The organism is Arthrobacter methylotrophus (assembly GCF_039539965.1).
Classification (GTDB): domain Bacteria; phylum Actinomycetota; class Actinomycetes; order Actinomycetales; family Micrococcaceae; genus Arthrobacter; species Arthrobacter methylotrophus.
The window spans coordinates 472837-498190 of the sequence record NZ_BAABED010000001.1 but is presented as its reverse complement, the minus strand read 5'-3'; the positions used below and the strand labels follow the sequence as shown (position 1 = coordinate 498190).

Here is a 25354-nt window from a genome sequence, read left to right as displayed (position 1 = left end):
AAGTCCTTTTAGAAGCTCTAGGGGTATCTCTGTGTCGAAACGCTTTCCCGGCCGCCGGCTGTCCGTGCTGCGCCTTGCCATCTTGTGCGTCATCGTGGTCGCAGCGGTCACGGCGGGCTATCTCGGCCTTCGCAATGTCCAGGATGTCAGTGCGGCAGCATCCATGCCTTCGGTGTTTTCCGGCTACGTGGATGTGACTGCGACGCCGAAGTTCGCGTTCGAAGATCCGGTTGAGCCCAGCGCAAAGGCCGTGGTGCTGTCCTTCGTCGTAGCCGATCCCAAGCAGGGCTGTGCCCCCTCCTGGGGTGCGGCATACAGCCCTGACCAGGCAGGTTCCGATCTTGACCTTGACCGGCGGATCGCCCGGCTCCGCCAGCTCGGCGGTACTGCCGCTGTTTCCTTCGGTGGCCTGAGCAATACAGAGCTTGCGGTGTCTTGCAAGGATCCGAAAGCTTTGGTGGACGCTTACCGGCAGGTTGTGAATCGCTACGACGTCACCACGATCGATCTCGATATCGAAAGCGGCGCACTCAGCGACACGGCCGCGGCCGACCGACGCGCACAGGCCATTTCCGCTCTTCAGAAGGAGCGTAAGGCCGCAGGCAAGCCCCTTGCCGTTTGGCTGACCCTCGCGGCTGACCCGAATGGCCTCACTCCTCAAGGCAAAGAGGTCGTGTCCCACACCCTGGCCGGCGGAGTGGAGCTGGATGGCGTGAACATCATGACGATGGATTTCGGCGCCAGTAAGCCTGCTGCGTCGAGCATGTCCCAGGCGTCGGTATCGGCAGCGGAAGCCGCCCACGATCAGCTCGGCGCCCTCTACCGCGGCGCCGGAACCGATCTGGGCAGTGAAACCCTCTGGCGAAAGCTCGGCCTGACCGTCATGATCGGCCAGAACGATACCGCCGGCGAGATCTTCACGCTCAGCGACGCGACGGCTATGAACAGCTTCGCCAAAGCCAAAGGCCTCGGCAGGTTGTCGATGTGGTCCATGAACCGCGACCGGACGTGTAGCCCCAATTACCCTGACTTGGGCAAGGTCTCGGATGGCTGCAGCGGGATCAACCAAGGGTCTCAGCTGTTTTCCGCGACCCTCGCCAATGACGTAGCGCTTCCTGCGCAAACAGTTGTTCCTTCGGCTACGGCCACCGCCGCCTCGGTTCCCACCGACGATCCGTCAACGAGCCCCTACCCGGTGTGGAACACCTATGCGGCGTATGCTGCCGCGGACAGGGTGGTGTGGCATGGCAGCGTCTACGAGGCAAAATGGTGGACTCGCTCGGATGTTCCGGACAACCCGGTGTTGCAGGGCGGTGCTACCCCCTGGAGGCTCGTGGGCCCGGTGTTGCCGGGAGACAAGCCCAGCCCCAAGGTTACGGTGCCTTCGGGTACTTTCCCGGCGTGGGTGCCTGAAACCGTTTACCACCAGGGGGATCGTGTCCTCTTCGAAGGATCGGCGTTCGAAGCCAAATGGTGGACCCAGGGAGCCAGCCCGGAAGCCGCACTCCAAAGCGCTCCGGACTCCCCGTGGGCGAAACTGACCACGGCCCAAATCCAGAGCCCAGGACCCACGATATCAACGCCAGCCCCCTGAAATTGAGCGCGAACTGGCAGCTAATGACCTCAAAATTGTCGACAGAGGGCATCTGCTGCCAGTTCGACGCTAGGGTCCTAGCGTCGAAGAGCCATGACGACGACGGCGACAGTCGCCAGTGCGAGGACCCCCAGTCCCACGTAGGCAAGCACGTGAAGGCGCTGTTTCCGAATTTCCCGCTTCGATTCCCTGGCCGACAACCCTAATATGACTTTGTTCCCCATGCAGGGAACACTACGCCACGATTGTTTAGCGCAGGCCACGAAGGAAACGTCATGGAGCGGGATCGGCTAAACCGGCAAGGAAACGAAGACCCCATGGCCAGTACTGATCGCACCACCCCAGCGAAGACCACCAAGCACGGGTTGTTGCTGCGCCGTGGTCTGCGCCTGGAGTACGCCACCCTGGGCTGGAACGTGGTGGGCCTCGGTGTCCTGGCGGCTGCCGCGATCAGCGCGGGTTCCCCGGCGTTGGCCGGCTTCGGCTTGGATTCGCTGATTGAGATTTTCGCGTCCGTCGTGGTGGTGTGGCAGCTCAAGGGCGTTCACCAGGAGCGGGAAGCCCGGGCGATGCGGTTGATCGGGGTGGCCTTCGGGTTCCTGGTGGCCTACCTGCTGATCCAGTTGGCCGTTGTGTTTGCCACGGGGATCCGCCCCGCCACCTCGGGGCCGGGCATCGCATGGACGGCCCTGACGTTCGTGGTCATGCTCGCCTTGGCGTGGGGCAAGATCCGCACGGGCCGCCACTTGGGGAATCCGGTGCTCAGCGCGGAGGGAAAAGTGACCCTGGTGGATGCCTACTTGGCGGGCGCGGTGTTGGCCGGCCTGGTCCTTAACGCCTTGTTTGGCTGGTGGTGGGCCGATCCGTTGGCGGGGGTCGTGATCATCTACTACGCCGCCAGCGAGGCCCGCCACGCCTTCAAACACGCCACGCTTTAGTGGTGCGCCTGCGTTTCCTGGAGCCGCTTGATGAACCAGCGTGATTGTTCGGGTCCGTAGGGCAGGACCGGGATCGCTTTGGTGGCGTCCGACGGCGTGTCCCGGATCGACTGCATCGCTTGCCGTACCGCGGTGGACATGGTGTCCGCCATGGTTTTTACGAATTGGTCGCTGCAGGGTTGACCGTGGCCGGGGACGAGGAATTCGTAGCGGTGGCGCAGGGCCGAGATGTGCCGCAGCACGTCTGCCCAATCCTCCGGGTAGGAGTCCTCGAACGACGGGTGCGCGCCGTGTTCCACGAGGTCTCCCGCGAACAGGGTGCTTGGCGTGCCCACCAGGAGGTCGCCGTCGGTATGGCCGCGGCCCAGGTAGAACAAGGTGGCGGTCACTCCGCCAAGGTCCACCAGGACGGGCTGGTCCTTGACGATCGCGTTGGGGATGACGAGCTCGACGGCGTCGCCCTCGCCCGCTGCCATCTCCGGTTCGGTGGCGGAGACGAAGCGGCGCTGGTGGTCGCCGTCGTCGTCGATTGTTGCCGCACAGTTGACGTGCCCCCAGAACTCCGTCACGCCGTCGTCCGCAAAGACCGCATTGCCGAAGTAGTGATCGTAGTGGGCGTGGGTGTTCACGACGACCAACGGCAGCTGGGTCTTTTCGCGGACCGCGGCGAGGATCTGCCGGCCTTGGCGGGGGCCGCAGCCGGTGTCGATCACCATGGCCCGTTCCGTACCTACTACAAGGCCGGTGTTGAGCAGGCACCCTTCGGTCTCCAACACGTAGTTGTCTGGGCCGACTTCGAGCCATGCTGACATTGTTTCTCCGTCTTCAGTTGCGTTCCGGCGGTGTTCAGGCCTCGATTCTACCCACGTACGGCTGACAGGAACGGGAACTTGGCGCGCGTCTACAAGGACGGACAAGTTGGCCGTGGCTGTTTGGTCTCAATGCAGGGTGAGGGGTTGGTTCGCCTGTAGCATTCCCCTTGTTTGCAGGTCCCGGGCTCAGCGGAAGCTGAAAGCTGAAAGCTGAAGGAATAATTCATGTCGACGCAGAATCCGTCTGTTCTGGCACTCCAGGTGCTGGAAATCATCGATGAAGTCTTGGCGGACTCTTCCCAGGCGACTGAGGCAGTGCGCGAACAACTTCGCTGGCACATTGCAGCCCATCCGGGGCATCCGGAAGAGGCTCTGCTGGAACATTTGACTTCGCTGAGGCAGAAACATCAGGACACGGCTGTGGAGAACCCATTTGCCCTCGTGGCACAGCCATCCGAGCAGCCTGGCAACGCGCGGCTGGAGGCGGTGCTCAGGGACCGGATGCTAATGACCGCTTTCCAGCCGGTTTTCGACCTCACCACGTCTGCGGCGGTGGGGGCAGAGGCTCTGACCCGTTTCGTCAGCGACGGCGGAGACCCAGCCGATTATTGGTTCGCAGAAGCCGAGGACACGGGGCTCCGCACGGATCTTGAATTCGCGGCGTTGGAGTCGGGGCTCAAGGCAGCGGTGGATCTGCCGCCCCACCTTTTCGTTGCCTTGAAGCTCTCCCATTCGGTCTGCTTGGATCCGCGCCTTCCTGCACTTTTCGATGAAACTCCGGTGCCGCCCGCACGCGTGGTCCTTGAAATTTCCGGACAGTTTCCGCCGGACCAGACTGCCGAGCTCGACGCCGCGGTAGCGCCTCTGCGCAGTTCCGGTGTGCGGTTGTCCATCGAAAACACGGGTTCGCACTTTGCTGCGGTCCGCCATATCCTTCGGCTCAAGCCGGAGATGATCAAACTGGACCGGAGCCTGACTGCGGGTCTGGATCAGGATCCTCTTCGGCAGGAACTCGTCGAGGCGGAGGTCGGGTTCGCGCGCGACGCCGGAGCGGTCTTGAGCGCCCAACGCATCGAAACGGGGGCGGAGCTCGCCGCTATTGCCAGGTTGGGAATTACCGTGGGACAGGGCTTTCACCTGGGGCGGCCCTCAGTCCAGCCCGGTGACTGGGCCATGTGGGCCGGACGCACCGGGCATCTGACCTTCCCGGGGCCGAGCGGCATGCTGGCTTAGCAGGCTGAGTTCGGCACGGGGCAACGCGCGACGTCGGCGCTGACCTCTTGCTTCTCTTGCTGCCTTCTGCTTCTCTGGCACTACCGGGCCGCCGACGTGCTACTTCCGGTGCGGACCGTGCCCGGTTGAAGGGACGTGAGACCACTATGACTTCTCTGTGGCTGGACGCGCGCGAGGCTTCCGGGGGCGGCCCGAGCCCGGATGAATTCACCCCCGGGAACAGTTACGACGCCGTGGTGGTGGGGGCCGGAATCACGGGCTTGGTGACAGCTCTCATGCTGGCCCGGACCGGGAGTACCGTCATGGTCCTGGAGGCCCGGCATGTGGGCGCAGTCAACACCGGCAACACCACGGCCAAGTTGAGCTTGTTGCAGGGCACCACCCTGTCCGCGCTCCGTAGCCAGTACTCGGTGAGTGTGGTCCGTGCCTATGTTGATGCGAACCGGGCGGCGCAGAAGTGGTTGCTGGACTACCTCGAGGGGCGGGGCGTGCCGTTCCAGTATCGGGATGCCTACACTTTCGCCACGACGCCGGCGGGCGCGGAACGGCTCCGTGCGGAAGCAACGGTGGCCCGGGCTGCCGGGCTCAACGTGAAGTCAACGCAGGAGACCGGGCTGCCGTTCGCCGTCGACGGCGCCTTGCGGCTGGCGAAACAGGCCCAGTTCAACCCCATGGATGTGTTGGACGCGCTGGCCGCGGATGTTCGGGCTGCCGGCGGGAGCATTGTGGAGGGCGTGCGGGTCATGAATGTCCACAACGGGAATCCCTTGACCGTGGTCACCAGACGCGGCGAGGTCCGGGCCCACCACGTGGTGCTGGGTACCGGGACGCCAATCCTGAATCGCGGGCTCTATTTCGCCAAGCTGCGCACCAACCGCTCCTATGCGGCGGCGTTGCGGCTGCCGGACGGCATGAGCCCGCCGCCGGGAATGTACCTTTCCGCCGAGCCTCCCACCCGCTCGCTGCGGGACTATCCAGTGCCCGACGGCGGGGCGTTGCTTCTGGTGGGCGGCTTCGGGCATGCGGGTGGCCGGGAGCCGTCGCCCCAGGCCCATGTGGACGAAATGCTTGCGTGGGCCCGGCAGTATTATCCGGGTGCGGAGGTGACGCACACCTGGTCTGCCCAGGACTACCAGGCCACCAATCTCATGCCGTTCTTCGGCAAGCTTCCGCGGGGCCATGGCAAGATCCTGTTCGGGACCGGCTACAACAAGTGGGGCATGACCAACGGTGTGGCGGCAGCGCTGGACATCACGGCCACGATCCGCGGCGAAAAACTGGAGTGGGCTCACACGATCCACCACCGGATCACGTCCCCTCGCGGCGCTGCGTCCACGATTTCGGTCAATGTGGAGACGCAACAGCAGAATTTCCGGGACAAGGCGGCCCTGAAGAAATTGCCTCCCATCACGGAGGAAACCAGCCCTGCCGAGGGCACGGGTGTCACCGGGCTTTTCCACGGGAAGCCTGCGGCAGTCTGCACGGTGGACGGAGTGGTGTGCCGGGTGTCCGCGGAATGCGCGCACTTGGGTGGCATCCTGCGCTGGAACGACGCCGAGAAGTCCTGGGACTGCCCGCTGCATGGCTCGCGGTTCTCTGCTGCGGGCAAGCTCCTGGAGGGGCCGGCGACGCATAATTTGTTCAAGTTGCAGTAGGGGCCGGCGACGCAACTCATACCGTCGACGAGGTCATCAACAGCCAGGTGATGAGTACCGCAATCCCGAGCATCGGCAGGCACAGGATGATGTTGGTCCGTTTGTTGTCCCTCATGACGGCAACGAATTCTCGCAGAAAGGCGCTGGGTACGAAGTATCTGGCGGTTGGAGCGCCTACTACCGCAGCATCGATGCCATGCCGACGGCACAGCAGGGCGGCCCGCGGAGCGTGATAGTTGTTAGTGCACACAAGCAGTGGTCCGTGGACACCCCTTTCCTTAAGCAAGGCCACGGAATACTCGAGGTTTTCGCGAGTATTCGTAGCCCGGTTCTCCTCCAGCACGTGCACGCCCGCGGCGTCTTGAGTCAGGAGGTACTCCTTCATTGCTGCGGACTCTGGCCTCGGTTCATCGAAGCCCTGTCCCCCGGAAGGAACCAACAGAGGCTTGGCGTGAGTGCCGGCGTTGTATATCTCCAAGGCCTTGTTCAGCCGGGCGGCGAGCAGCGGGGGTACCTTCCCGCCGATGAGACCGGAGCCCAGGATGATGATGGCGGCCGGGTTCGGGTCAAAGCGCGCCTTGGAATACAACAGCGCGTAACCGAGGAAAGCCACGAATGCGCACCCCACATATGCGGCCAGGAAGAACCCCAGTACCGCGAACCCGTAGAGCGCAGGGTGTCGCTCGTCCTTGAGCAGAAGGAACGCCGCCACAGGCGTGAGTATCACGGCCAGTCCGACGGCGAAGGGCAACAGGCTGCTGATCCCGGGGCCTTCCTTCCGGATCATCGTGACTCCGTTCGCGATCAGGAACCCGGCGAACACCAACGCACACAGCGGTGGGCAAAGCAGCGCACCGACGTACAACAAGGTGGACGCCAGGCCGAAGGACGCGAGGAAACCAGAGAGGAAACCCAGACAGGCCAGCAGTAGGAACCACACCGCGGCGACGAGCAGCACGCCGTTTCGCAGCCGCCGCTTGTCTGAGCGGTATGAGGCAAGGAAGAGCACAGCGAAGAGGAGACCAAGGACCAAGCTCAGCATTTTTAACCTTCCAAGGATGCAGGGCACATGCTGGCTGTCTGGCACGTGCCCTACGGGACCATCATCGAAGAAGGGACCGCGCATTTCCTGTCCGGCCCATCGACTGCCGCTTGTAGTAGTGCCAAGGTGCGGGATGGTGACGTCGCTGGCGGAACCCGCCGGAATCCGGCGTGGAAGGCTTGGGCAGCTTGCACATCATTGTTGCAAGGAGTGAATTCGCCCCGGGCGATTAGTCGCCGGGGCGTACGGGCTCAGCGCTACCCGATTCTCCATTCGAATTTCGCTCAGCATCATCACAATCACTGCAGCGACCAACGAATTGATGTGGGCAGTCGGGCCGGCGATCGCCCTCCCCGCAGAGCAACGTAACTTTCATTCCCGCAGCCTAGTCCCACGTGCGGGTTCCGGGAAAGGCCTCGGTGTGCCACGGACGATCAGTTGCTTGCAGTAGACGGTCCCTGCACTGATACGTCTCAGTGTCAGCAGCTAGTAGTCTTGGATCCAGTGCAGCGCTGCCGCCCACATCCCGCTTTGGCCAGAGGACGGTATGACTCTTCTCCGCGATAACGAAACAAAGCCCACGCAGCCCAAGCGTTGGAGGCGCCGGCTTCGTCAAGCATTGACTGTGATCATCGCCTTCGTGACTGTCTGGGCCATTGCCGGCATCTTTCTTTATGTTGCGCCCCCTGCTGACGAGCCCCGACACGCCGATGTGGTGTTCGTCCTGGGGCCGCCGGATCAACGCATGGTCTACGCCGAACAGCTGATGCAGCAGGGGTATGCACACACGCTTGCGGTCTCAAGCCCGGTAGGAAAAGACGGCAGATTCACAGCAGACATCTGCGACGCTCAGCGCCCGTACCGGATTATCTGCTTCAACCCTGATCCATTCACCACGCAAGGCGAAGCCCGGGCGCTGAAGAACCTTTCCCAGCAATATGGATGGAAGAGCGCTGACGTCCTCACCGTCCAGTTCCACGTCACCCGGGCAAGAGTGATTATGGGCCGCTGCTACGGAGGGGAGCTGCACATGGTTGCCGAGCGCAGGAGTTTGCCGCTGATCTCCTTGACCAGCCGTACTGGCTCCTGGGCGTACCAGTACCTCTATCAGACCGCGGCCTTCGTCAAAGTGGCGATCCACCCGGAGTGCTGAAGTCAATGCGTGAGCGAGATGGCAGACACTGCTACGGCGAGCGCAGCCGGTCGCAATAACCGAACCCCAGGAGGCACCCGGAAATTCAGCGACGCTATCCTCCCGACATGAGGAACTACAGCACGGGATATCGAGCCTGGGATGAACGACGCGAGCGTCAAATAAGGTTTCGGCGGAAGCTGTCCTACGTTGGATTAGGGGTGTTGGCTGCCGCCACTATTTTCGTTGTCGCGGTTGCTCTCCGCCACTGAAGCAGACGCCCCCGGCGTCCTTGCCGCGCAGTATAGCGCGAGCGTGCCGCCGTCGTATCCATCCGGAGTCGTAACCAAGCGGCGCCGGCTGATGAATCAAAGGTCTGCTCGGATAGCCTTCAACTATGGGGGACATGGGGTGGGTTCGGCGGGTGCTGGTAGTTGAAGATCAACCATTCATGCGTGGGCTTGTCGCCGAGGCCTTAAGGGGCGCGGAATTCGAAGTGCGTGCCTGCGCGTCCTCGTCAGAGGCCGTATCCATGTTCGCTGCCGTCGATCCTGATGTTCTGGTGACTGACATCGATTTGGGTTCCCGGCCCAACGGGGTCGAGCTGGCGCACGTCGCGAAGGCTCTCTCGCCGGGGTGCGCCATCGTCTTCCTTACCAACTATCCGTCGGAAGCTCCCTTTTCCGAGTTACCGGCGGGATCAACCTTCGTCAACAAGGGGTCCCTTGACTCCGTGGACGGCCTCATCAGGGCAGTGAACTCGACCCTGGTAGAGCTTGCCGTCACGGTGGCTCCCCCTTTGGCGTCGGACGCGGCAAAGATCGGCGCTCTGACCCGCGTACAGCTGGATACCCTGCGCATGATCGCGGAGGGCTGGTCGAACGCTGAAATCGCCAAACAACGGGGAAGCAGCATTCGTTCCGTGGAGAAGGCTGTTTCGCGCACGTTCGAGGCGTTGGGCCTGAGCCGAAGTCCGAGCGTCAATGCGCGGGTTGCCGCGGCAACGCTGTACGCGCGCACGTTTGGGTGGCCGGTTCCTGCCGATAGCGATACATGAGCGGCCGCTCCCCTGCACACTGGGCCCGGGGTATCGGCGGCAAGAATGCCCTGAGCCTCTGGTCGTGGCTTCTGACCGTGCCCTTGGCGCTGACGGTCATGAACATGTTCGACGGATCAAACGCGCTGGCTCAGACCGGACCGATCACGCTGGTTGGCGAAGGCTCCGGCATGGCGATCGTGCTTTTTGTGCACGTCATGCTTGGTCTTTTGGGGATACTCCTCCGCCCTTTGATCACATCACGGCCGAGCCTCAAAGGCCGAATGGCGACGGCGTTTGGCATCTTCGCATTATTGGGCGCTTCCCGCGCTCCCTTGGTGGTTTGGTCCGCGGAGGCCCTGAATATCGCAGACCTCAGCGAAGATCTCTGGGCCCGCATCCTCATCAACACCGTGATGGCCTTGGTCTTCCTCTCGGCGATCGCGATTCTGGCAGACTCCATCCGCGGCCACGCCGTGCTTGAACGCCGGCTCCGCGCCGCCCAGGCTGCGATCGAAGCGCAGCTAGGATTCGATGAAAACCGGCTGCGCTCGATCCGTTCCGACTATGTCGCCGAACTCTCCAAGCGCCTTGACGCGGCCCTGGTTCCCCGGATGATGACAACCCTCGACAGATCCGCGGCCTCACTTCTGCTGCGGACGATCTCCGATGAGGTGGTCCGCCCGATGAGCCACGAACTCTTCCATGACCACACACCTTGGCCGCTTGAGGCGGCCCCTCCGCGGCCGCCTTCCCGTGCAGAGCGCGCGCCGGGACTGGCGCATTTGATCCAAGCTGCGCCGATCGCATTGCCTGTCCTGCTCTTCGCATCACTCATTGCAGTGCGTCTGTTGACGGAATACGGGGTCCTCTTTCTGCTGGTTCAATGGGTTGTGGGTGGAGGCATCCTGCTCGTCGGAAACGCCGTGGCTGCCCGGACGGTATGGAGGATCACCAGTCCCTTGTGGCGAATTTCCGCCATGACCCTCTGCTATGCGGGTACGGCCGCAGTTGGCGCCTCGGTGACCTGCCTACTGCAGGGCGCGTTCGGCTTTGCCCCGTTCTTCTACTGGTCCGCCATCTGGACCTATCCGCTGACTGCGCTCACTGTGGCGGTTATTCGAGCTGCTGAGAGCCAACGACGGCGGCATGAGGTCAAGCTGGCACACTCGCTGAATGAGCAACTCAAGCTTGCGGACCGCGCGCACCGAAAGCTGCTTCACACGCGCCGGAGGGTCGCTCGGATTCTGCACACCAACGTCCAGGGGAACCTGGTCTCCACCGCCCTCGCTTTGGCTGTCCCTGGAGGGAACCACCCAGCAGAGGATCTTGCCCCGCAGCGCGTGAGTGACATCCTGACGCGTGCCATGGCTACTGCGCAGAGTGAAATCTTGGAGGAATCGTCCGGGCAGGAGAGGCACGCAGCATCCAGTATCCGGGACCTGCTGAATACCTGGGGGCGCGTGCTGGAGCTTGAATGCGACATCGGCCCTGGAGTGTGGGCCTTATGCGACGAGGACCCCGCCAGGGCCGAGGCAGTCATCGAGGTACTCTCGGAAGGCTTCACCAATGCCATCCGCCACGGTGAACGGCACCATGTCCGCGTCACAATGTCTGCTCAAGAGTCGCACCAGGCACCAGCGGCTACGGGCACCGGAGCCATTCACCTTTCCATCAGCTCCCCTGGCCGGCTCCGACGCCAGAACCGACCCAGCCTCGGGATGACGACGCTTCAGGCCCTATCCACGGAAGTATCACTCGGCGAGCATGGCGACGATGTGGTCCTGCGGGTGTCCCTTCCATAAGCACCGGCGGGTTGATGCTCCGCGGAAGTTGGGCTCACAAGTCCGCCAGCACCGTCCCGGGGTTCTCGATCGCGTCGGCGACATACCGCAGGAACCCGGCAGCCGTCTCGCCGTCGCACACCCTGTGATCGAACGCGAGGGTCAGCTCCGTGACCTTGCGGACTGCGAGCTGGCCGTCCACTACCCAGGGCTTGTCGATGATGCGGCCCACCCCAAGCATGGCTACTTCGGGGTAGTTGATGATGGCTGCTGAGCCGTCCACGCCGAACACTCCGTAGTTGTTCAGCGTGAACGTTCCGCTGGCCAATTCAGTCGGGCTTGCCTTGCCGTCACGCGCGACGGCGGTGAGCCGGCGGATCTCCGCGTCGAGTTCGCGGGCGCTCATCAAGTGGGCGTTTCGGACCGAGGGAACCACCAGTCCGCGGTCTGTCTGAGCGGCGAAACCGAGATTGATGCCGTCGAACGCGACGATCTCTTGCATCTCGCCACCCGCAGTGTCCTCAGAAGTGACAATTCGGGTATTCAACTCCGGGAATTTTTTTAGCCCAGCCGTGACAAAACGGGCGATGAAGGCGAGCAGCCCGGGGGTACCGTGGGCGTCCTTCTTCTTGAGTTCTGCACGCATCTCGAGAAGGGCAGTTGCGTCAACGTCCACCCAGACGGTTGCCTCAGGGATCTCGGACCGGCTGCGGGTCATGTTCGCAGCAACTGCCTTGCGGACTCCACGGACTGGTGTCCTCGAGGCAACAGGCAAACCAGTCCGGGCGTCCCGGACCCCTGCCGAAGACTCGACGTAGGCGGCTGCAGCAGCGGGGGCAGGCACCTTCGCAGGCAAGTTCTCGCGCACCGCACCACCGATGGCAGCTTCAACGTCCCGGCGGAGGATGAGTCCGCTCTCCCCCGAACCCGGCAATGCATCCAGCGAGACCCCGTGGTCCCGGGCCATCTTCCGCACCAGCGGCGAAATCACGGCTGAAAGCTTCCCGGGAATCCGGGTGCGGGACAAGGAGAGTTCGGCAAAGTCAGGCGGCACGGCAACAGCAGACGGTACAGCAACAGCGGAAGCAGGAACCTTCCGCGGCCGGGTGCGCCGAGCCTCGCCACCTCCGGAGGTGCCGTAGCCAATGAGCACGTTCCCGGATCCGGCTTTCTCCTCGGTCCGGTAGGTCTCAGCGGCAATCGACGCGGCAGGCGCCTCGGTGACCTCTTCTTCGAGGGCGGCGGCCTTGGGCTCAGCCGGCACCGAAGCACCAACGGGAGCCACCGAGATCAGTGGCTTCCCGACGTCGAGCGTTTGGCCGGCTTCGCCGTGCAGCTCGGCGACAATGCCGGCGTAGGGAGAAGGCACCTCCACCATGGACTTGGCGGTTTCCACCTCGGCGATCGGCTGGTCCACGCGGATTTCGTCGCCCACGGCCACAAGCCAGTTGACGAGTTCGGCCTCGGTGAGGCCCTCCCCCAGGTCCGGAAGCAGGAACACCTGCATATCTGCGCTCATGGTCAGTTCTCCCATTGAAGGTCGTCAACGGCGTCGAGGATGCGGTCGACGCTTGGCAAGTAGTAGTGCTCCAGCTTAGGAGCCGGGTAGGGGACGTCGAAGCCGGTCACGCGGCGGATGGGCGCGGCGAGGTAGTGGAAGCAGCGTTCCTGGACGCGGGCCACGATTTCGGACGAGACCGAGGCGAATCCGTGGGCTTCGGCGATGACCACGGCGCGGCCGGTTTTGCGCACGGACGCGCAGACGGTTTCGTCGTCGAAGGGCACGATCGAGCGGACGTCGATCACTTCAAGGGAGCGGCCCTCTTCAGCGGCAGCAGCAGCCGCGGCGAGCGCGGTGGGGACTGACGGCCCGTAGGCGATGAGGGTCGCGTCGGTGCCGGGGCGCGCGACGGCGGCACGGCCTTCGCTGCTGGATCCCGTCGCAGCGTTCGCGGAGTGTTCGGCGCGTAGGGCACCGAGGTCCACCTGGTCTTTGGACCAGTAGAGCTTCTTGGGTTCCATGAACATGACCGGGTCATCGGAATCGATGGCTTCGCGGAGCATGCGGTAGCCGTCTGCCACGGTGGCCGGGGTGTAGACCTTCAGCCCGGCCGTGTGGGCGTAGTAGGACTCGGAGGAATCGCAGTGGTGTTCTACGCCGCCGATCCCGCCCGCGTAGGGGATCCGGATGACCATGGGTAGCTTGACGGTGCCCTTGGTGCGGTTGTGCATCTTGGCGACGTGGCTGACGATCTGTTCGAAGGCAGGGTAGGCGAAGGCGTCGAATTGCATCTCGATCACCGGGCGCATGCCGTTCATGGCCATGCCCACGGCCATGCCGACGATTCCGGATTCAGCGAGGGGCGTGTCGAAGCAGCGCTGTTCTCCGAAGGTTGCCATGAGGCCGTCGGTGATCCGGAAGACGCCGCCCAAACGGCCAACGTCTTCGCCGAACACCAGGACGGAGGAGTCGGCTTCCATGGCGTCGGCCATCGCGGTGTTGAGTGCTTTGGCCATGGTGATGGTTTGGGGACCGGAGGCTTCGGCAGTTGCTGGAGCGGATGCCGCCGCGCTGGCTGCGGCGCTGGCGGTGGCGGAGCTGACATCGCCTGTGGCCGCGCGCTGGGTGGCCTCAGAGGATGTGGTGACGGCGGGGCTCATTTGCCTGCCTCCTTTTGGCTGGATGCCTCACGGGCGAGTTCATCGGCGAGCAGGGCGGACTGCTCCTTCAGTTGCGGGGTGGGGGTGGAGAAGACGTAGCGGAAGAGGTTCTGCGGGTCTACCGGGACGTCCTCCCCCAGGCCGGCGCGAAGCTGCGAAGCAACGGATTCGGCCTTTGCTGCTATCCGGGAGGAACCTTCGTCGTCGAGCAGTCCACGGCCGGTGAGGTATGACGTCATGCGGCTGATGGGGTCTTTGGCGGTCCATTCGGCCACTTCGCTGTCTTCGCGGTAGCGGGTGGCGTCGTCGGCGTTGGTGTGGGCCTGCATGCGGTAGGTGTGGGCTTCGATGAGGAGCGGGCCGGAACCTTCGCGGGCGAGTTTCACTGCCCGGTCAAGTACGGCGAGCAAAGCGACCAGGTCGTTGCCGTCCACGCGCTCACCGGCCATGCCGTAGCCTACGGCCTTGTGGGCCAGCGACGGCGCCACGGACTGGTGGCTCAAAGGCACCGAGATGGCGTACTTGTTGTTCTGGACGAAGAAGATCACGGGCAAGTGGAAGACGGCTGCAAAGTTCAGTGCTTCGTGGAAGTCTCCTTCGCTGGTGGCACCGTCTCCGCACATTGCCAACACCACGGTGTCTTCGCCGCGCAGTTTGGCGGCATGGGCAACTCCGACGGCGTGCAGCAGCTGGGTGGTCAGCGGAGTGCACTGGATGCCCACTTTGTGTTTGGTGGGGTCGTAGCCGCCGTGCCAGTCGCCGCGGAAGATCGTCATGGTCTCTACCGGGTCTACGCCGCGGGACATGATTGCGACGGCGTCACGGTAGGTGGGGAACAGCCAGTCGCCTTCGCTCAGGCACAGGGCGGCTGCTACTTGGCAAGCCTCTTGGCCGTGGCTGGACGGGTAGACGGCCATGCGGCCCTGCCGTACGAGGGCGGAATTCTGGTCGTTGACGCGGCGTCCGACCACGAGCTGTTCGTACGCTGCCATGAGTTCGGCGTCGCCGGGGATGGGATATTCGTGGCCGGGTTCGGTGCCTTGCTCTGTTTCGGGCTTGAGCGTGCCTGTGGGATCGACCATCTGGATCTGATGGCGGGCGGGCAGCATGTAGTCTTCCACGCTGATGCCGAACTTGCGCCGTACTTCGGAAGCCTGGTCATTCGTTGCGGTCTCGTCCGGCCGAGCGTCAGCCAGACCTTGCGCCTTATGGTCTGCGGAGATCGTCATTGGTCCGTCCTTCTGTATCCACTATTTGTCTTCAGTATGTTCCTTGGAGAAGTTTCGTATCCAGCTCTGGGCAGAATCGTGGAAAAGCTTGCAGGAAAGTTCTATTCTGGAAGACGAATTGCAAATGTGAGTTGGGTAACTGGCTCGCACTGTGGACGAATTGGAGATGCGATGGCCGAGGTCGAGGCGGATCAAGTGGAGGTTCCCTTGGACCAGGTGGACAGGGACATCATTGCCGAGCTGACGCGGGACGGCAGGATGTCGGTCACCCAGGTGGCGGAAAACGTCCACATCAGCCGGGCGCACGCCTACTCCAGAATCTCCCGGCTGACGGGCGAAGGCGTGCTCACCAAGTTCACGGCTTTGGTGGATCCCATCAAGGCCGGCTTGAAGTCATCGGCCTATGTGACGCTCAAGGTGCAGCAGCATTCCTGGCGCGAGCTACGGGAGGAACTTCGGCTCATTCCGGAGGTGCAGCACATCGCCTTGGTGGGCGGCGATTTCGACGTCATCCTACTGGTACGCGCCACAGACAATATTCACCTGCGCAGGGTCATCTTCGACCGGCTGCAATCGATGCCAGGGGTGCAGGACACGCAGACGTTCCTGGTGTTCGAGGATCTGGATACGCGGTAGGGCAGGGGCTTTGGCTCGACGTAGTTATCAAGCTGCACCGAGCACTACCGAGACAGCGACAGACAGACCACGGCCGCCGTGACCAACAACAACACGATCAACCCAACAAACTTGAACCGTTTCCGAGTGGTATTTCTGTATGGGTTGATGTCCACCTAGCAGTGCAAAGCGTCCTCCAACTCAATAATCCATGTACTCGCCCAAGAAGTGTCTATCGGCAGCCCGGCAGGGCAGGTAATTGCGTCACCCCATGGGATTCCCGCGCGGGCTCCTAGCGGTCGCTCGAGTTGGGGTTCGCGAGGGTCTTCGAGCAATCCGCGTGCCTGCTCACCGCTACGCGGCGGTTACCATTGTATTGACCATCGGCCTGTGGCAGCTAAATCCGCAGAAGCCATGACCGGAACCACATAGGGGGCCCACGCTTGGATCTACGCGACTATTTAGTCATTTTGCGCCGAAATTGGATCACGATCGTGGCAGCGACACTGGCCGGATTGCTCGTTGGGGCAAGCGTCGCAATATTGACCAAGCCCACCTACACTGCCGATACTCAGCTTTTTGTGGCGATTCAAGGTTCCGGGTCCATTCAAGAGCTCCAGCAAGGCAACACGTTTAGCCAAGCCCGCATCCAGTCCTATGTCAAGACAGTTTCCACCCCAGTAGTCCTCCAACCAGCCATCGATAGTCTGGGCTTGAATACGACGCCGGAGCGACTGCAATCACAGGTCAGAGCCACAGCTGATCCAAACACGGTCTTAATCAATATTTCCGTGGTGGACGATTCCCCGTCGCAGGCTGCAGCCATTGCTCAAGCTGTCGCCGCGAGCCTCATAACGGCAGTGGCAAAGCTGGAACGTCCGACATCGACCGCACCGTCAGTGGTGAGCCTCTCAATTATCAGGCCTGCGACGGCGCCGTCAGTACCATCCGCGCCCAATACACGAACGACTATGCTCATGGGACTCGTCATCGGACTGATTCTCGGTATCGGAATTGCAGTTGTTAGGTCTACGCTCGACAACAAGGTTCGCGGCGAGACAGAACTTCGCCGGATAACGGATGTGGCGATTCTCGGCGGTATCGCTCACGAACCCGATGCAGGGAAAAACCCGCTGCTTACCCAGGTACACCATCAAAGCCCGCGCGCCGAATCGTTCAGGCAACTCCGAACGAATCTTCAGTTCGCAAACGTCTCAAGCGGAGCCAAGACACTGACGGTTACGTCGTCCCTTCCCGGCGAAGGCAAGAGCACAACTGCGGCAAACCTGGCTATAGCGCTGGCTGAAACGGGGCACAAGGTATGTTTGGTTGACGCTGATCTGCGCCGGCCGATGCTTGACGCATACCTGGGACTGGACCGCAACGCTGGCTTGACAACTGCGCTAGTCGGACAGGCCGATGTGCAAGACCTGCTGCAGCCATGGGGGGATTCCGGGCTCGCAGTGCTGACCTCGGGTCAAATTCCGCCGAACCCCAGCGAACTACTTGGGTCTCGAAATATGGAGGGCCTTATCCAACGACTTGAAGCCATATTTGACTACATTGTGATTGACGCACCGCCGCTTCTCCCAGTCACCGACGCAGCCGTGCTCGCCCAACACACAGGCGGAGTGTTAATGGTTGTGGCTTCACAAGCAGTAAAGGAACAGGACCTTCTCCGGGCGTTGACCACGCTGAAAATGGTGGGAGCGGATGTCCTCGGGATCGTGCTCAACAAATTGCCAGTCAACGGCCCCGATGCCTATGGGTATCGCTACTACAGTCACGAATCGGCCGAATCTGCCAACCGCGATGAATCGCCGGGCCGACGCGCTAGGGGCAGAGCTCTGAACCGAGGATCAAACTCCAAGAGAATGCCATCTTCATCGAAGTCATGAGGATACACAGCAGGTACTAACTTGGGGAATGCCGAGAGCTGTTTCCGCGTGTCTGGTACCATACCGGGGCGCCCGGATCCGGGATGGTCACGAGTCCATGCCCGGTTGCTGGACCTCGTCCCGGGGCGGTCCGCGAAGGCCTACGGCGACTGGCTCAAAGACGGCGGCGAGGAATTCACCGCCGGCATCCAAACCGCGGCGCTGGATCCGTTCCGCGGCTACGCGAACGCGATACGAGACGAACTGCCCGAAGCCATCACGGTGCTGGACGCCTTCCACGTCGTGAAACTGGGATCAGCCATGGTCGACGAGGTCCGCGGCCGCGTGCAGCAGGAAACTCTCGGGCTCCGCGGCCGCAAAGGCGACCCGCTCTACGGGATCCGCCGGACCCTGCAGATCGGCGCCGAACACCTCACCGACAAACAATCCGCCCGGCTCGACGCGAAACTCGCTGCCGGGGACCCGGACCACGAAGTCACCCTGGCCTGGCAGTGCTACCAGAAGCTCCGAAACATCTACCACGCCAGACCGGAGCGGGGCAGGGAACTCGTCAACGAGGTAATCTCCTCGTTCCCGTCCTGCCCGATCCCGGAAGTCTCCCGCCTCGGCCGGACACTCAAACAATGGAAGGCCGCGATCCTGGCCTACTTCGACACCCACGGCGCGTCCGACGGACCCACCGAAGCGATCCAATGCCGACGTCGGCATTGGAGTGCTTATGCCGAGGTCCGGGTTATGCCGACTTCGCGGATGCCCGCCTTGCCTCGTGCCGGTTACTGCGGGGCGTTGTCGGCATAGTGGGGGTGTGAGAGTCTCCTTCTCCTAACGGGAGAAGGAGATGGGTCATGGATGATCCGAATCATGTCGGGTGTGCCCTGGTTGTTGGTGCCGACGGCGGGCTAGCGGATGTTGGGGCCTCGGTGGTTGCCGGAAGCGCAGCCCCTTCAGCGGGTAGTTGGCACGAGAGGATCTGGCCTCGTCGTCAGGCCGGTCCTCTTGCCGCGGTGATGATGGAGCTGATCGAGTGGCTGGTCGCGCAGGGTTACGCCCCGACCACCCAACGCAACCAGGTCCGTGCCGCAGCGCGGCTTGGTTCATGGATGGTCGCTGAGGATCTCAAGCTCGGGGACCTGGATGCGGAGCGTGGACTTCGCATGGTCCGGGAGGACAACGAACGCTTCCCCGAGCATTCTTCGGCCAACGAGAACGTTCCCGCGGTCCTTCGGTTCCTGCGCGAAACGGGTCGTCTCAGATCCGCGTGTGTAGTGCCCACACAGGCTAGCCCCGCAGAGGCATGCCTGGGGGCGTGGTTACGATTTCTCGAGGTGGAACAAGGTCGGGGTGTTAGCTGGATCTACAAGGCCCGCAGAGTCGGGGCACCCTTTTTGGAGCTGATCGAAGAGTCGGCCGGGGAACTCCGCTGGGAACGCGTTGATGTCGCGATGGCCAATGACTTCCTGCTTCGTGCTGTGGCCGGATACTCCTCGTCCACGGCTCAATGCACGGCCGTGCTGCTTCGCGGTTTGCTCACGTGGGCAGCCGCCAACGGCTGGGTGGAGGACGGGGTAGCCTTCGGTGTTCTCTCGCCCCGGAGAATTCGTTCGGACCTGCCCAAGGGACTCACTGCCAGCGAGGTCGCGGCATTGAAAGGCGCAGTAAATCCGGGAGGCCCCACGGGCAGGCGCGACATGGCGATCATCGTCATGCTGGCCCGTCTCGGAGTGCGCGTAGGGGAAGTCGCTGGTTTGACTCTCGATGACATCAACTGGCGGGAGCCGTCTTTGCGGGTGGTCGGCAAGGGCGGACGCGTGCTCATCTTGCCGATGCCCGTTGATGTTGGTGAAGCACTGGTGGAATACATACGAGTCCGCCGTGCGGAGCCCGGGGAACGCGGCGTTTTTATTCGCTCCTTGCCCCCTTTCAAAGCACTGAATCGTGTGGGCGTTACCGAGATCATTTTCAAGCATGCCCGCCTTGCCGGCCTTGAAGGCGTATACGCACACCGGCTTCGCCACACGGCTGCCACTCAGATCCTGGCTGGAGGAGGGAACTTCAGGCAGGTCCAGGAACTCCTCGGACATGCGAGCCTGGCCTCGTCGATGACGTACGCGCGAGTCGACATGGTGCCGCTGCGCCCACTGGCACCGTCGTGGGGGAAGTTACCGTGAACGTCCAGCCGCTCAATGCTGACCTCTTGGCTGCTCTGGAGGAGTACCTTAGCCGGCGGCACGCGCTGGGGTTCCAACTCATCGAGGAAGAACGCAACGCCCGGGGATTTCTCGAATGGCTGTGGGCTCGGGGGAACACGCGGGCTGCTTTCACCGCCGCGGAGGCCACCATTTGGGCTCGGGGAGCTGGTACCTTCAAGAACTCCTACCAGGGCCAGCGCCTCAGCGCGGTGAAAGGCTTCTCCCGCTACTGTCGCGCCTTGGGAATGGACGTTCAAGTGCCTACGGCCGGCGCTCTGAACACCGGCAAGTATCGACGAACGCCCCATATTTACACCCAAAATGAGGTCGACGCGTTGATCGCCGCCTGCCAAGAGGTGTTCACGGCCGTGCTCGTACAGGCCACGATGGCAAACATCGTCGCCTTGCTGGCCGTCAGTGGCATGAGGGTCGGGGAGGTCTTGCGATTGAAACCTCAGGACATCCATGCATCCGAATTCACCGTGCTGGTCCGGGCGAACAAGCACGGCCCCGACCGGCTCATTCCGCTTCACTGAGTATTTGAAGGTTTGGATGCCACTCGATATTGCCTTTCGGGGCCATTGATATTGCCGGTGGGGGCCAGTGGCCGAGGTTGTGGGGGCCACGGGTCCCCACCGACGTTTTCTTACTGCTTCATGGTGGCGTGTTGGCGCATGTTGTGGTTGCCGGTATCGACCCAGATGGTGTTGTGCACGCTGCGGTCCATGATCGCATCTGCGTGGACCCCGGAGCCGAGCCGCTGGTGCCAGTCTTTCTTGGCGTATTGGGTGCAGAACACGGTTGATGCTGTGTCGTACCGGCGCTCCAGCAGTTCCAGCAGCATGCTGCGCATGCCCTCGTCGGGGTGGTCGAGAAGCCATTCGTCGATCACGAGCAGGGTGAAGGCCGCGTACTTGTTCAGGAATTTGGTTTGTCCCTGTGGCTTGTCCTTCGCCAGCGCCCAGGCTTCCTCGAGGTCGGGCATGCGGACGTAGTGGGCCCGGATCCGGTGCTGGCAGGCCTGCTTCGCCAGGGCGCACCCCAGGTAGGACTTCCCGGATCCGGTGAATCCTTGAAACACGACGTTCTGCTGCCGTTCGATGAACGAACAGGTGCCGAGCTGGGCGATCACGTTCCGGTCCAGACCCCGCTCGTCCACGAGGTCGAGCCGGCGCAGATCCGCGCCGGGGTAGCGTAGCCCGGCCCGCCGGATCAGTCCCTCAACCTTGGCGTGGTTGAACCCGGAGTGGGCCTCGTCGACGACCAACCGGAGCCGTTCCTCGAAGGCCATGCCGAGCACGAGCGTCTCGTCCTGGGCCTCGAGCGCCTCCAGCATCGGGGCGGCACCCATCTCACGGAGCTTGCGTTTGGTTTCGATATCGATCCCGCTCACTTGGCACCACCTGCGTAGTATTCGGCGTCGCGGACGTATCCGCCGTGTTCGGCCGGTTCATCCCGTGGTGGCCTGAGTCCGGCGGCTTTGTCCTGCTCTGTGGCCAGGATCGGCTGCAGATGCGCATACCGCGGGGACCGCACACGCCCTGCCAACGCAAGCCGGCAGGCTTCCTCGAGGCGTTCGGCCGAGTAGCGCCGGGAGAGCCGCGCACCACGGCCAGTGCCGCGTCCAGACCCTGCTCGTCGACCGGGACGGACTCGAAGATCCGGTTGACCACGGTCACCGCTGCCGGGCCGATCCGTCCGGCCCACTCCCGCACCCGGGGCGGGTCCCATTGCCGGTACTTCTCGCCGGCGGGCAGGTCGGCGTCGTTGGTGCGGTACTCGTTGGCCGCGCCCTCGGGCAGCAGCAGGTGGCTGGTCAGCCGTTCGGTGCCCCGGTAGGCCTGAATCACCCGATCGGTGATCCGCAGGTCCACCTTGGTGCCGGTATTGGCAAAGGGCGCCGAATAGTAGTTCCTCTCCCAGACCACGTGCCCGTTCCGGGCTACCCGGCGCCCGTAGACCCACGTGCTGATCTCGTAGGCCGCCGCCGGCAACCCCGTCAGCAACGGCTGCTCCTCGGCTGCGAACACGCTGGCCCTGGACCCGGGCCGCTTCTGGAACGGCTCCGCATTGTAGGCCGCCACCCGCTCGATGATGGCGGCCCGGAGCTCCGGCAACGAGGTAAATTGCCGCTGACGCAGCCCGGCGATGATCCAGGTAGCCACGTGGGCGACCGTGTTTTCCACGCTGGCCTTATCCTTGTAATCCCGAATTCGGGATTAGAAGGAATATCCCGAGGATTCTGTTATCCCGAGTTGTTGTCGCGGCGTGCCTGTGGAAGCGGCCTTGGGGCGGTATTCCTCGGGATAACCATCGCGTGTTTTCGTTGGCTCATCTCTGTTGATTTTCACTTGGAGGTGAGCAAGAAATGAATGTTTCTATCGCTGGGCTGATCGTGCAGGCGGATGCTGCAATCAGTGGGCTCGGGCATGCGCCATCGACGGACATGCAGTATCGGTGGGCGTGGTCCCAGTTCGAGAAGTTCTGTTCCCGGGAGGGCGTTGACGAGTTCATGGATGACGTCGTTGCCTTGTATCTGCAGGCCGTGGCTGCAGAGCACCGGGAGGGCGGGATCAAGGAGTGGAAGCGCAAGTTGCTGCGTAAATCGGTCCTGGTGTTGTCTGAGGTGGCGAGGACAGGTACGTACCAGTGGGGACTGTCGCGCCGGATTCATCCGAATGATGCACTCAGTGCGGCGTTCAGGCCGGTTCAAGAGCAATTCGAGGCCTGGCTTGGCAATGAAGGGCTGGCGTTGGCTACCAAGAATTTGTATGCCACGGTCTCCCGCACGGTGCTGGCGTGGCTGCCTGAACGAGGTGTGAGTGACGTTCGGGCACTGTCTCGTGCGGATGTGTCGGCGGCAGTGGCCTTTCTCGGCGGACATTACCAACCCGGGAGCATGAGGACTGCAGTGACGGCGGTGCGGGTGTTGTGCCGCTTTCTCGAGGACTCCGGCTATGGCGCAGGGCTATCACGGGCGGTCCCGACGCGGTTCTCGAGGCGTGTCAATTCCGCGGTCGTGCTCCCGCCCGACCGTATTGAGGGACTCACGAACTCGCCGGACGTGTCCAAACCTGCGGGCCGCCGGAACCGGGCATTGCTGCTGCTGGCGGCCAGAACAGGCCTGCGCCCTGTTGACATGGTGGGCTTGCGTTTGAGCGACATCGACTGGAAACAGGGACAGATCGCACTCACCCAGCACAAGACGGGGACTGTGCTGACGTTGCCGCTGCTGGCCGATGTCGGGGAGGCGATCGCTGACTATCTTCTCCACGGCAGGCCCGCCGGTGCTGCCGACGATCACGTGTTCCTTCGAGCCCACGCCCCGTACGTTGCCCTGTCACCGTCGCACAGCTTGCACCACGTGGCCTCGCAGGCGTTTGCCCGCAGCACGCCGCTGCCGGTAATCTCCGGCGCCCTCGGCCACCGCGGAATCGACTCGGCAAAGCACTATCTTGCCGCCGATGAAAAGCACATGCGGGAATGCTGCCTCGATTTCACCGGCATTGAGCCGAGGACGGCACGGCCATGAACGGTTTCGCCAGCAGCCTGGCCCCGCATATCCAGGCTCTGCTGGAGCTCAAGCACGCGCTCGGACTGCCCTACGAGGAGTCCGAGCGGCACCTGCGCCATTTCGACGCGATGTGGGCCCAAGAATTTCCCGGGCAGTCCACACTGACCCGCGACATGGCGACGGCATGGACCGTCGGCCGCCCCAGTGAGCACGTCAACGGACAAATGCGACGGATCACCCCGGTTAGGCAGCTCGCCAAGCACATGAGCGGTCTCGGTGTCACCGCGTATGTCATCCCCTCGGGGATTCCAGGAAAACAGGTCCGTTACCGCCCACACATCTTCTCGCACGAGCAGCTGCGGGCGATCTTTGACGCGGCCGATTCCACTCGGGCCGCGGGGTACGGCGGGCAGCGGCATCTGATCATCCCGGTGATCTTCCGGATGATCTACTGCCTGGGCCTGCGGCCGGGCGAGGCCAGGCGGCTGTATCGAAATGATGTTGATCTGGCACGGGGTGCGGTCAGCATTCGTGAGTCCAAAGGGCACAAAGACCGGCTCGTGTTCATGTCGCCCGACCTGCATGATTACTGCCGCAGTTATGACGTTGCAATCAGCGCATACCACCCAGACCGGATGCCGTTCTTCCCCAACCGATCGGGCAGCTTCTATAACGCATCAAGCATCGACTACTGGTTTCACGAGCTCTTGACCACCGCCGGCCCGGCAGTCGTGGCCAGCCCCGGCTCACCGCCGCGCCCTTACGACCTTCGCCACGCCCACGTGATCGAGAGCATCAACAGGTGGGTGCGCGCCGGCCGTGACCCGGAAGCGCTGGTGGCCTATCTGAGTCTGCATCTTGGGCACAGCAACCCTGAGGACACCTGGTACTACTTTCACCTTGCAGCCGATTTCCATCCCGACCTGCGGAGGCTCGCCAACACCGGCCTCGAAGCTATTCTCCCGGAGGCATCTCATGAAATCCGATGACTTCTTCCGCCTCGTCCGCACCTGGCTGACCATCCACCTTCCCCGAGCACGCAGGCTCAGCCAGCACACCATCCGCTCCTACAAGACCGCGCTGAACACGCTGCTCGCTTATCTTCGCGAAACACGGCACCTGGATCTGGCCGAGATCACCTTCGGCGCCATCAACCACGCCACCATCACAGGGTTCACCACCTGGCTGCTCGAAACCAAGAACCTGGCGCCCTCATCAGCCAACCAGCGGCTGGCCGCGATCAAGTCCTTCCTCTCCTACTGCGCCGCAGAGGACCCGTCGCTCGTCGCGATCTGGCTGGACGTCAAACAAGCCCGGCCAGCCCGTGCACCGGCCCATGCACCCGACGCGCTGACCATGCCCGCCGTCGAGGCGCTGATCCGAGCACCAGGACAACACACCAGCCATGGACTCAGGGACACCACCATCATCCTGCTCGTCTTCGATGCCGCCGCCCGAATCCAGGAAATCCTCGACCTGACGCCGGCAGCCATCGACACCACCCCCGGCCGCGGGCGCGTGACGCTCACGGGCAAAGGCCAGAAGACCAGAACGATCCCCATCATGGACAAGACCGGGCGCCACCTCAACCAATACCTGAACGTGTTCCACCCCGGCACGCCCGAACCGCACGCACCCTTCTTCTACACAAACCGGGCGGGCCAACACCATCCGATGAGCCAGGACAACATCACCTACCTGCTGAACAAGCACGCCACGGCCGCACGAGAGCATTGTCCGGAGATTCCCGAGCGGATCCACGCCCACCAGCTTCGGCACGCCCGTGCCATGCAGATGCTGCGCGCTGGCGTGCCCCTGCCCCACATCAAAGAATTCCTCGGTCACGCCAACATTGCCACCACCAGCATCTACGCATCGGCAGATAACCAGATGGTCCGCGAGGCAATCCAGAAAGCAGCCAGCACCACACCCGACCTCGCCCCCATCTGGAAAGGAAACGACGATCTCATCCTCCGACTCGCCGGACTCAAATAGTTATCCCGAGGAATGCCGCCCCAAGGC

23 protein-coding genes and 2 pseudogenes are annotated in these 25354 nt (G+C 62.9%); 17 read left to right on the top strand and 8 right to left on the bottom strand.

Going from position 1 to position 25354, the window contains the following annotated elements; genetic code table 11:
• Positions 1–31: 31 nt before the first annotated feature.
• The gene (locus tag ABD884_RS02545; protein WP_345035551.1) at positions 32–1594 is read left to right on the top strand and encodes a chitinase; all 1563 of its coding nucleotides are present in this window, start codon (positions 32–34) and stop codon (positions 1592–1594) included.
• Positions 1595–1671: 77 nt separating this feature from the next.
• Here the strand turns inward: ABD884_RS02545 and ABD884_RS02540 are convergent, their stop codons facing one another.
• Entirely contained in the window at positions 1672–1818 is a 147-nt protein-coding gene (locus ABD884_RS02540; RefSeq protein WP_345035540.1) for a hypothetical protein, read from the bottom strand.
• Between the two features lie 93 nt (positions 1819–1911).
• On the opposite strand from ABD884_RS02540, the gene ABD884_RS02535 reads away from it, so the two are divergent.
• Positions 1912–2532, top strand: coding sequence for a cation efflux transmembrane domain-containing protein (locus ABD884_RS02535; protein ID WP_345035537.1), 621 nt, complete (start codon positions 1912–1914; stop codon positions 2530–2532).
• Here ABD884_RS02535 and ABD884_RS02530 read toward each other — a convergent pair.
• Complete coding sequence (locus ABD884_RS02530) at positions 2529–3344, bottom strand: MBL fold metallo-hydrolase (protein WP_345054442.1); 816 nt, start codon at positions 3342–3344, stop codon at positions 2529–2531. The two genes, ABD884_RS02535 and ABD884_RS02530, sit on opposite strands and share 4 nt — an antisense overlap.
• A 225-nt stretch (positions 3345–3569) precedes the next feature.
• On the opposite strand from ABD884_RS02530, the gene ABD884_RS02525 reads away from it, so the two are divergent.
• Together ABD884_RS02525 and ABD884_RS02520 are read left to right on the top strand one after the other, a co-directional pair.
• The gene (locus ABD884_RS02525) at positions 3570–4577 is read left to right on the top strand and encodes an EAL domain-containing protein (RefSeq protein WP_345035529.1); all 1008 of its coding nucleotides are present in this window, start codon (positions 3570–3572) and stop codon (positions 4575–4577) included.
• A 146-nt stretch (positions 4578–4723) separates the two neighbouring features.
• Entirely contained in the window at positions 4724–6232 is a 1509-nt protein-coding gene (locus tag ABD884_RS02520) for an FAD-dependent oxidoreductase (RefSeq protein ID WP_345035521.1), read from the top strand.
• 16 nt (positions 6233–6248) lie between these two features.
• On the opposite strand, the gene ABD884_RS02515 is transcribed toward ABD884_RS02520, so the two are convergent.
• Positions 6249–7274, bottom strand: a complete 1026-nt coding sequence (locus tag ABD884_RS02515; protein WP_345035518.1) for a YdcF family protein — start codon at positions 7272–7274, stop codon at positions 6249–6251.
• Between the two features lie 547 nt (positions 7275–7821).
• On the opposite strand from ABD884_RS02515, the gene ABD884_RS02510 reads away from it, so the two are divergent.
• From ABD884_RS02510 to ABD884_RS02495, 4 genes are all read left to right on the top strand, one after another.
• Positions 7822–8427, top strand: a complete 606-nt coding sequence (locus ABD884_RS02510) for a YdcF family protein (protein ID WP_345035513.1) — start codon at positions 7822–7824, stop codon at positions 8425–8427.
• A gap of 107 nt (positions 8428–8534) precedes the next feature.
• Complete coding sequence (locus ABD884_RS02505; RefSeq protein ID WP_345035508.1) at positions 8535–8678, top strand: hypothetical protein; 144 nt, start codon at positions 8535–8537, stop codon at positions 8676–8678.
• Positions 8679–8803: 125 nt separating this feature from the next.
• On the top strand, positions 8804–9463 hold the full coding sequence (locus tag ABD884_RS02500; RefSeq protein WP_345035504.1) for a response regulator: 660 nt from the start codon (positions 8804–8806) through the stop codon (positions 9461–9463).
• Complete coding sequence (locus tag ABD884_RS02495) at positions 9460–11247, top strand: sensor histidine kinase (protein ID WP_345035499.1); 1788 nt, start codon at positions 9460–9462, stop codon at positions 11245–11247. Before ABD884_RS02500 ends, ABD884_RS02495 begins: the two co-directional genes overlap by 4 nt.
• Before the next feature lie 34 nt (positions 11248–11281).
• On the opposite strand, the gene ABD884_RS02490 is transcribed toward ABD884_RS02495, so the two are convergent.
• Genes ABD884_RS02490 through ABD884_RS02480 form a run of 3 tightly spaced genes read right to left on the bottom strand, consistent with a single transcriptional unit; the run spans position 11282 to position 15116 of the window.
• Positions 11282–12745, bottom strand: coding sequence for a dihydrolipoamide acetyltransferase family protein (locus tag ABD884_RS02490; protein ID WP_345035496.1), 1464 nt, complete (start codon positions 12743–12745; stop codon positions 11282–11284).
• Between the two features lie 2 nt (positions 12746–12747).
• Complete coding sequence (locus ABD884_RS02485) at positions 12748–13887, bottom strand: alpha-ketoacid dehydrogenase subunit beta (RefSeq protein ID WP_345035490.1); 1140 nt, start codon at positions 13885–13887, stop codon at positions 12748–12750.
• A complete protein-coding gene (locus tag ABD884_RS02480) occupies positions 13884–15116 on the bottom strand; it encodes a thiamine pyrophosphate-dependent dehydrogenase E1 component subunit alpha (protein ID WP_345035485.1) in 1233 nt (410 codons plus the stop codon). The genes ABD884_RS02485 and ABD884_RS02480 overlap by 4 nt, the downstream gene beginning before the upstream one ends.
• A 171-nt stretch (positions 15117–15287) precedes the next feature.
• Here ABD884_RS02480 and ABD884_RS02475 point away from each other — a divergent pair, with 171 nt between their 5' ends.
• The 6 genes and pseudogenes from ABD884_RS02475 (at position 15288) to ABD884_RS02450 (ending at position 20354) form a co-directional block, all read left to right on the top strand.
• On the top strand, positions 15288–15752 hold the full coding sequence (locus ABD884_RS02475) for an Lrp/AsnC family transcriptional regulator (protein ID WP_028265262.1): 465 nt from the start codon (positions 15288–15290) through the stop codon (positions 15750–15752).
• A gap of 422 nt (positions 15753–16174) precedes the next feature.
• Positions 16175–16426: pseudogene (locus ABD884_RS02470) on the top strand (YveK family protein); the annotation flags it as partial.
• A 99-nt stretch (positions 16427–16525) separates the two neighbouring features.
• Positions 16526–17629, top strand: coding sequence for a tyrosine-protein kinase domain-containing protein (locus tag ABD884_RS02465; RefSeq protein WP_345054435.1), 1104 nt, complete (start codon positions 16526–16528; stop codon positions 17627–17629).
• 50 nt (positions 17630–17679) lie between these two features.
• A pseudogene (locus ABD884_RS02460) lies at positions 17680–18319 on the top strand (ISL3 family transposase); the annotation flags it as partial.
• 155 nt (positions 18320–18474) lie between these two features.
• Positions 18475–19797, top strand: coding sequence for a tyrosine-type recombinase/integrase (locus ABD884_RS02455; protein ID WP_345035476.1), 1323 nt, complete (start codon positions 18475–18477; stop codon positions 19795–19797).
• Positions 19794–20354 carry a tyrosine-type recombinase/integrase gene (locus ABD884_RS02450; protein ID WP_345035470.1) on the top strand — a complete coding sequence of 187 codons (561 nt, stop codon included), beginning with the start codon at positions 19794–19796 and terminating at the stop codon, positions 20352–20354. The genes ABD884_RS02455 and ABD884_RS02450 overlap by 4 nt, the downstream gene beginning before the upstream one ends.
• 110 nt (positions 20355–20464) lie before the next feature.
• Here ABD884_RS02450 and ABD884_RS02445 read toward each other — a convergent pair whose 3' ends face one another.
• Both ABD884_RS02445 and ABD884_RS02440 read right to left on the bottom strand, forming a co-directional pair.
• The gene (locus tag ABD884_RS02445) at positions 20465–21211 is read right to left on the bottom strand and encodes an ATP-binding protein (RefSeq protein WP_345035464.1); all 747 of its coding nucleotides are present in this window, start codon (positions 21209–21211) and stop codon (positions 20465–20467) included.
• Entirely contained in the window at positions 21171–22004 is an 834-nt protein-coding gene (locus tag ABD884_RS02440) for a Mu transposase domain-containing protein (protein ID WP_345035458.1), read from the bottom strand. Before ABD884_RS02440 ends, ABD884_RS02445 begins: the two co-directional genes overlap by 41 nt.
• A gap of 182 nt (positions 22005–22186) precedes the next feature.
• Here ABD884_RS02440 and ABD884_RS02435 point away from each other — a divergent pair, with 182 nt between their 5' ends.
• Genes ABD884_RS02435 through ABD884_RS02425 form a run of 3 tightly spaced genes read left to right on the top strand, consistent with a single transcriptional unit; the run spans position 22187 to position 25327 of the window.
• Entirely contained in the window at positions 22187–23350 is a 1164-nt protein-coding gene (locus tag ABD884_RS02435) for a tyrosine-type recombinase/integrase (protein ID WP_345035454.1), read from the top strand.
• Positions 23347–24321: a tyrosine-type recombinase/integrase gene (locus tag ABD884_RS02430; RefSeq protein ID WP_345035449.1), complete on the top strand. Its 975-nt coding sequence runs from the start codon at positions 23347–23349 to the stop codon at positions 24319–24321. Before ABD884_RS02435 ends, ABD884_RS02430 begins: the two co-directional genes overlap by 4 nt.
• Positions 24308–25327 carry a tyrosine-type recombinase/integrase gene (locus ABD884_RS02425; protein ID WP_345035442.1) on the top strand — a complete coding sequence of 340 codons (1020 nt, stop codon included), beginning with the start codon at positions 24308–24310 and terminating at the stop codon, positions 25325–25327. The genes ABD884_RS02430 and ABD884_RS02425 overlap by 14 nt, the downstream gene beginning before the upstream one ends.
• The last annotated feature ends 27 nt before the right edge of the window (positions 25328–25354 follow it).

What these genes read in the sequence shown, in the direction of transcription:
- ABD884_RS02515 (WP_345035518.1), bottom strand. Translation starts at nt 7,274, where the DNA reads ATGCTGAGCTTGGTCCTTGGTCTCCTCTTCGCTGTGCTCTTCCTTGCC.
- ABD884_RS02535 (WP_345035537.1), top strand. Translation starts at nt 1,912, where the DNA reads ATGGCCAGTACTGATCGCACCACCCCAGCGAAGACCACCAAGCACGGG.
- ABD884_RS02500 (WP_345035504.1), top strand. Translation starts at nt 8,804, where the DNA reads ATGGGGGACATGGGGTGGGTTCGGCGGGTGCTGGTAGTTGAAGATCAA.
- ABD884_RS02475 (WP_028265262.1), top strand. Translation starts at nt 15,288, where the DNA reads ATGGCCGAGGTCGAGGCGGATCAAGTGGAGGTTCCCTTGGACCAGGTG.
- ABD884_RS02485 (WP_345035490.1), bottom strand. Translation starts at nt 13,887, where the DNA reads ATGAGCCCCGCCGTCACCACATCCTCTGAGGCCACCCAGCGCGCGGCC.
- ABD884_RS02490 (WP_345035496.1), bottom strand. Translation starts at nt 12,745, where the DNA reads ATGAGCGCAGATATGCAGGTGTTCCTGCTTCCGGACCTGGGGGAGGGC.
- ABD884_RS02530 (WP_345054442.1), bottom strand. Translation starts at nt 3,344, where the DNA reads ATGTCAGCATGGCTCGAAGTCGGCCCAGACAACTACGTGTTGGAGACC.
- ABD884_RS02455 (WP_345035476.1), top strand. Translation starts at nt 18,475, where the DNA reads ATGGATGATCCGAATCATGTCGGGTGTGCCCTGGTTGTTGGTGCCGAC.
- ABD884_RS02495 (WP_345035499.1), top strand. Translation starts at nt 9,460, where the DNA reads ATGAGCGGCCGCTCCCCTGCACACTGGGCCCGGGGTATCGGCGGCAAG.
- ABD884_RS02540 (WP_345035540.1), bottom strand. Translation starts at nt 1,818, where the DNA reads ATGGGGAACAAAGTCATATTAGGGTTGTCGGCCAGGGAATCGAAGCGG.
- ABD884_RS02520 (WP_345035521.1), top strand. Translation starts at nt 4,724, where the DNA reads ATGACTTCTCTGTGGCTGGACGCGCGCGAGGCTTCCGGGGGCGGCCCG.
- ABD884_RS02480 (WP_345035485.1), bottom strand. Translation starts at nt 15,116, where the DNA reads ATGACGATCTCCGCAGACCATAAGGCGCAAGGTCTGGCTGACGCTCGG.
- ABD884_RS02435 (WP_345035454.1), top strand. Translation starts at nt 22,187, where the DNA reads ATGAATGTTTCTATCGCTGGGCTGATCGTGCAGGCGGATGCTGCAATC.
- ABD884_RS02430 (WP_345035449.1), top strand. Translation starts at nt 23,347, where the DNA reads ATGAACGGTTTCGCCAGCAGCCTGGCCCCGCATATCCAGGCTCTGCTG.
- ABD884_RS02525 (WP_345035529.1), top strand. Translation starts at nt 3,570, where the DNA reads ATGTCGACGCAGAATCCGTCTGTTCTGGCACTCCAGGTGCTGGAAATC.
- ABD884_RS02510 (WP_345035513.1), top strand. Translation starts at nt 7,822, where the DNA reads ATGACTCTTCTCCGCGATAACGAAACAAAGCCCACGCAGCCCAAGCGT.
- ABD884_RS02425 (WP_345035442.1), top strand. Translation starts at nt 24,308, where the DNA reads ATGAAATCCGATGACTTCTTCCGCCTCGTCCGCACCTGGCTGACCATC.
- ABD884_RS02505 (WP_345035508.1), top strand. Translation starts at nt 8,535, where the DNA reads ATGAGGAACTACAGCACGGGATATCGAGCCTGGGATGAACGACGCGAG.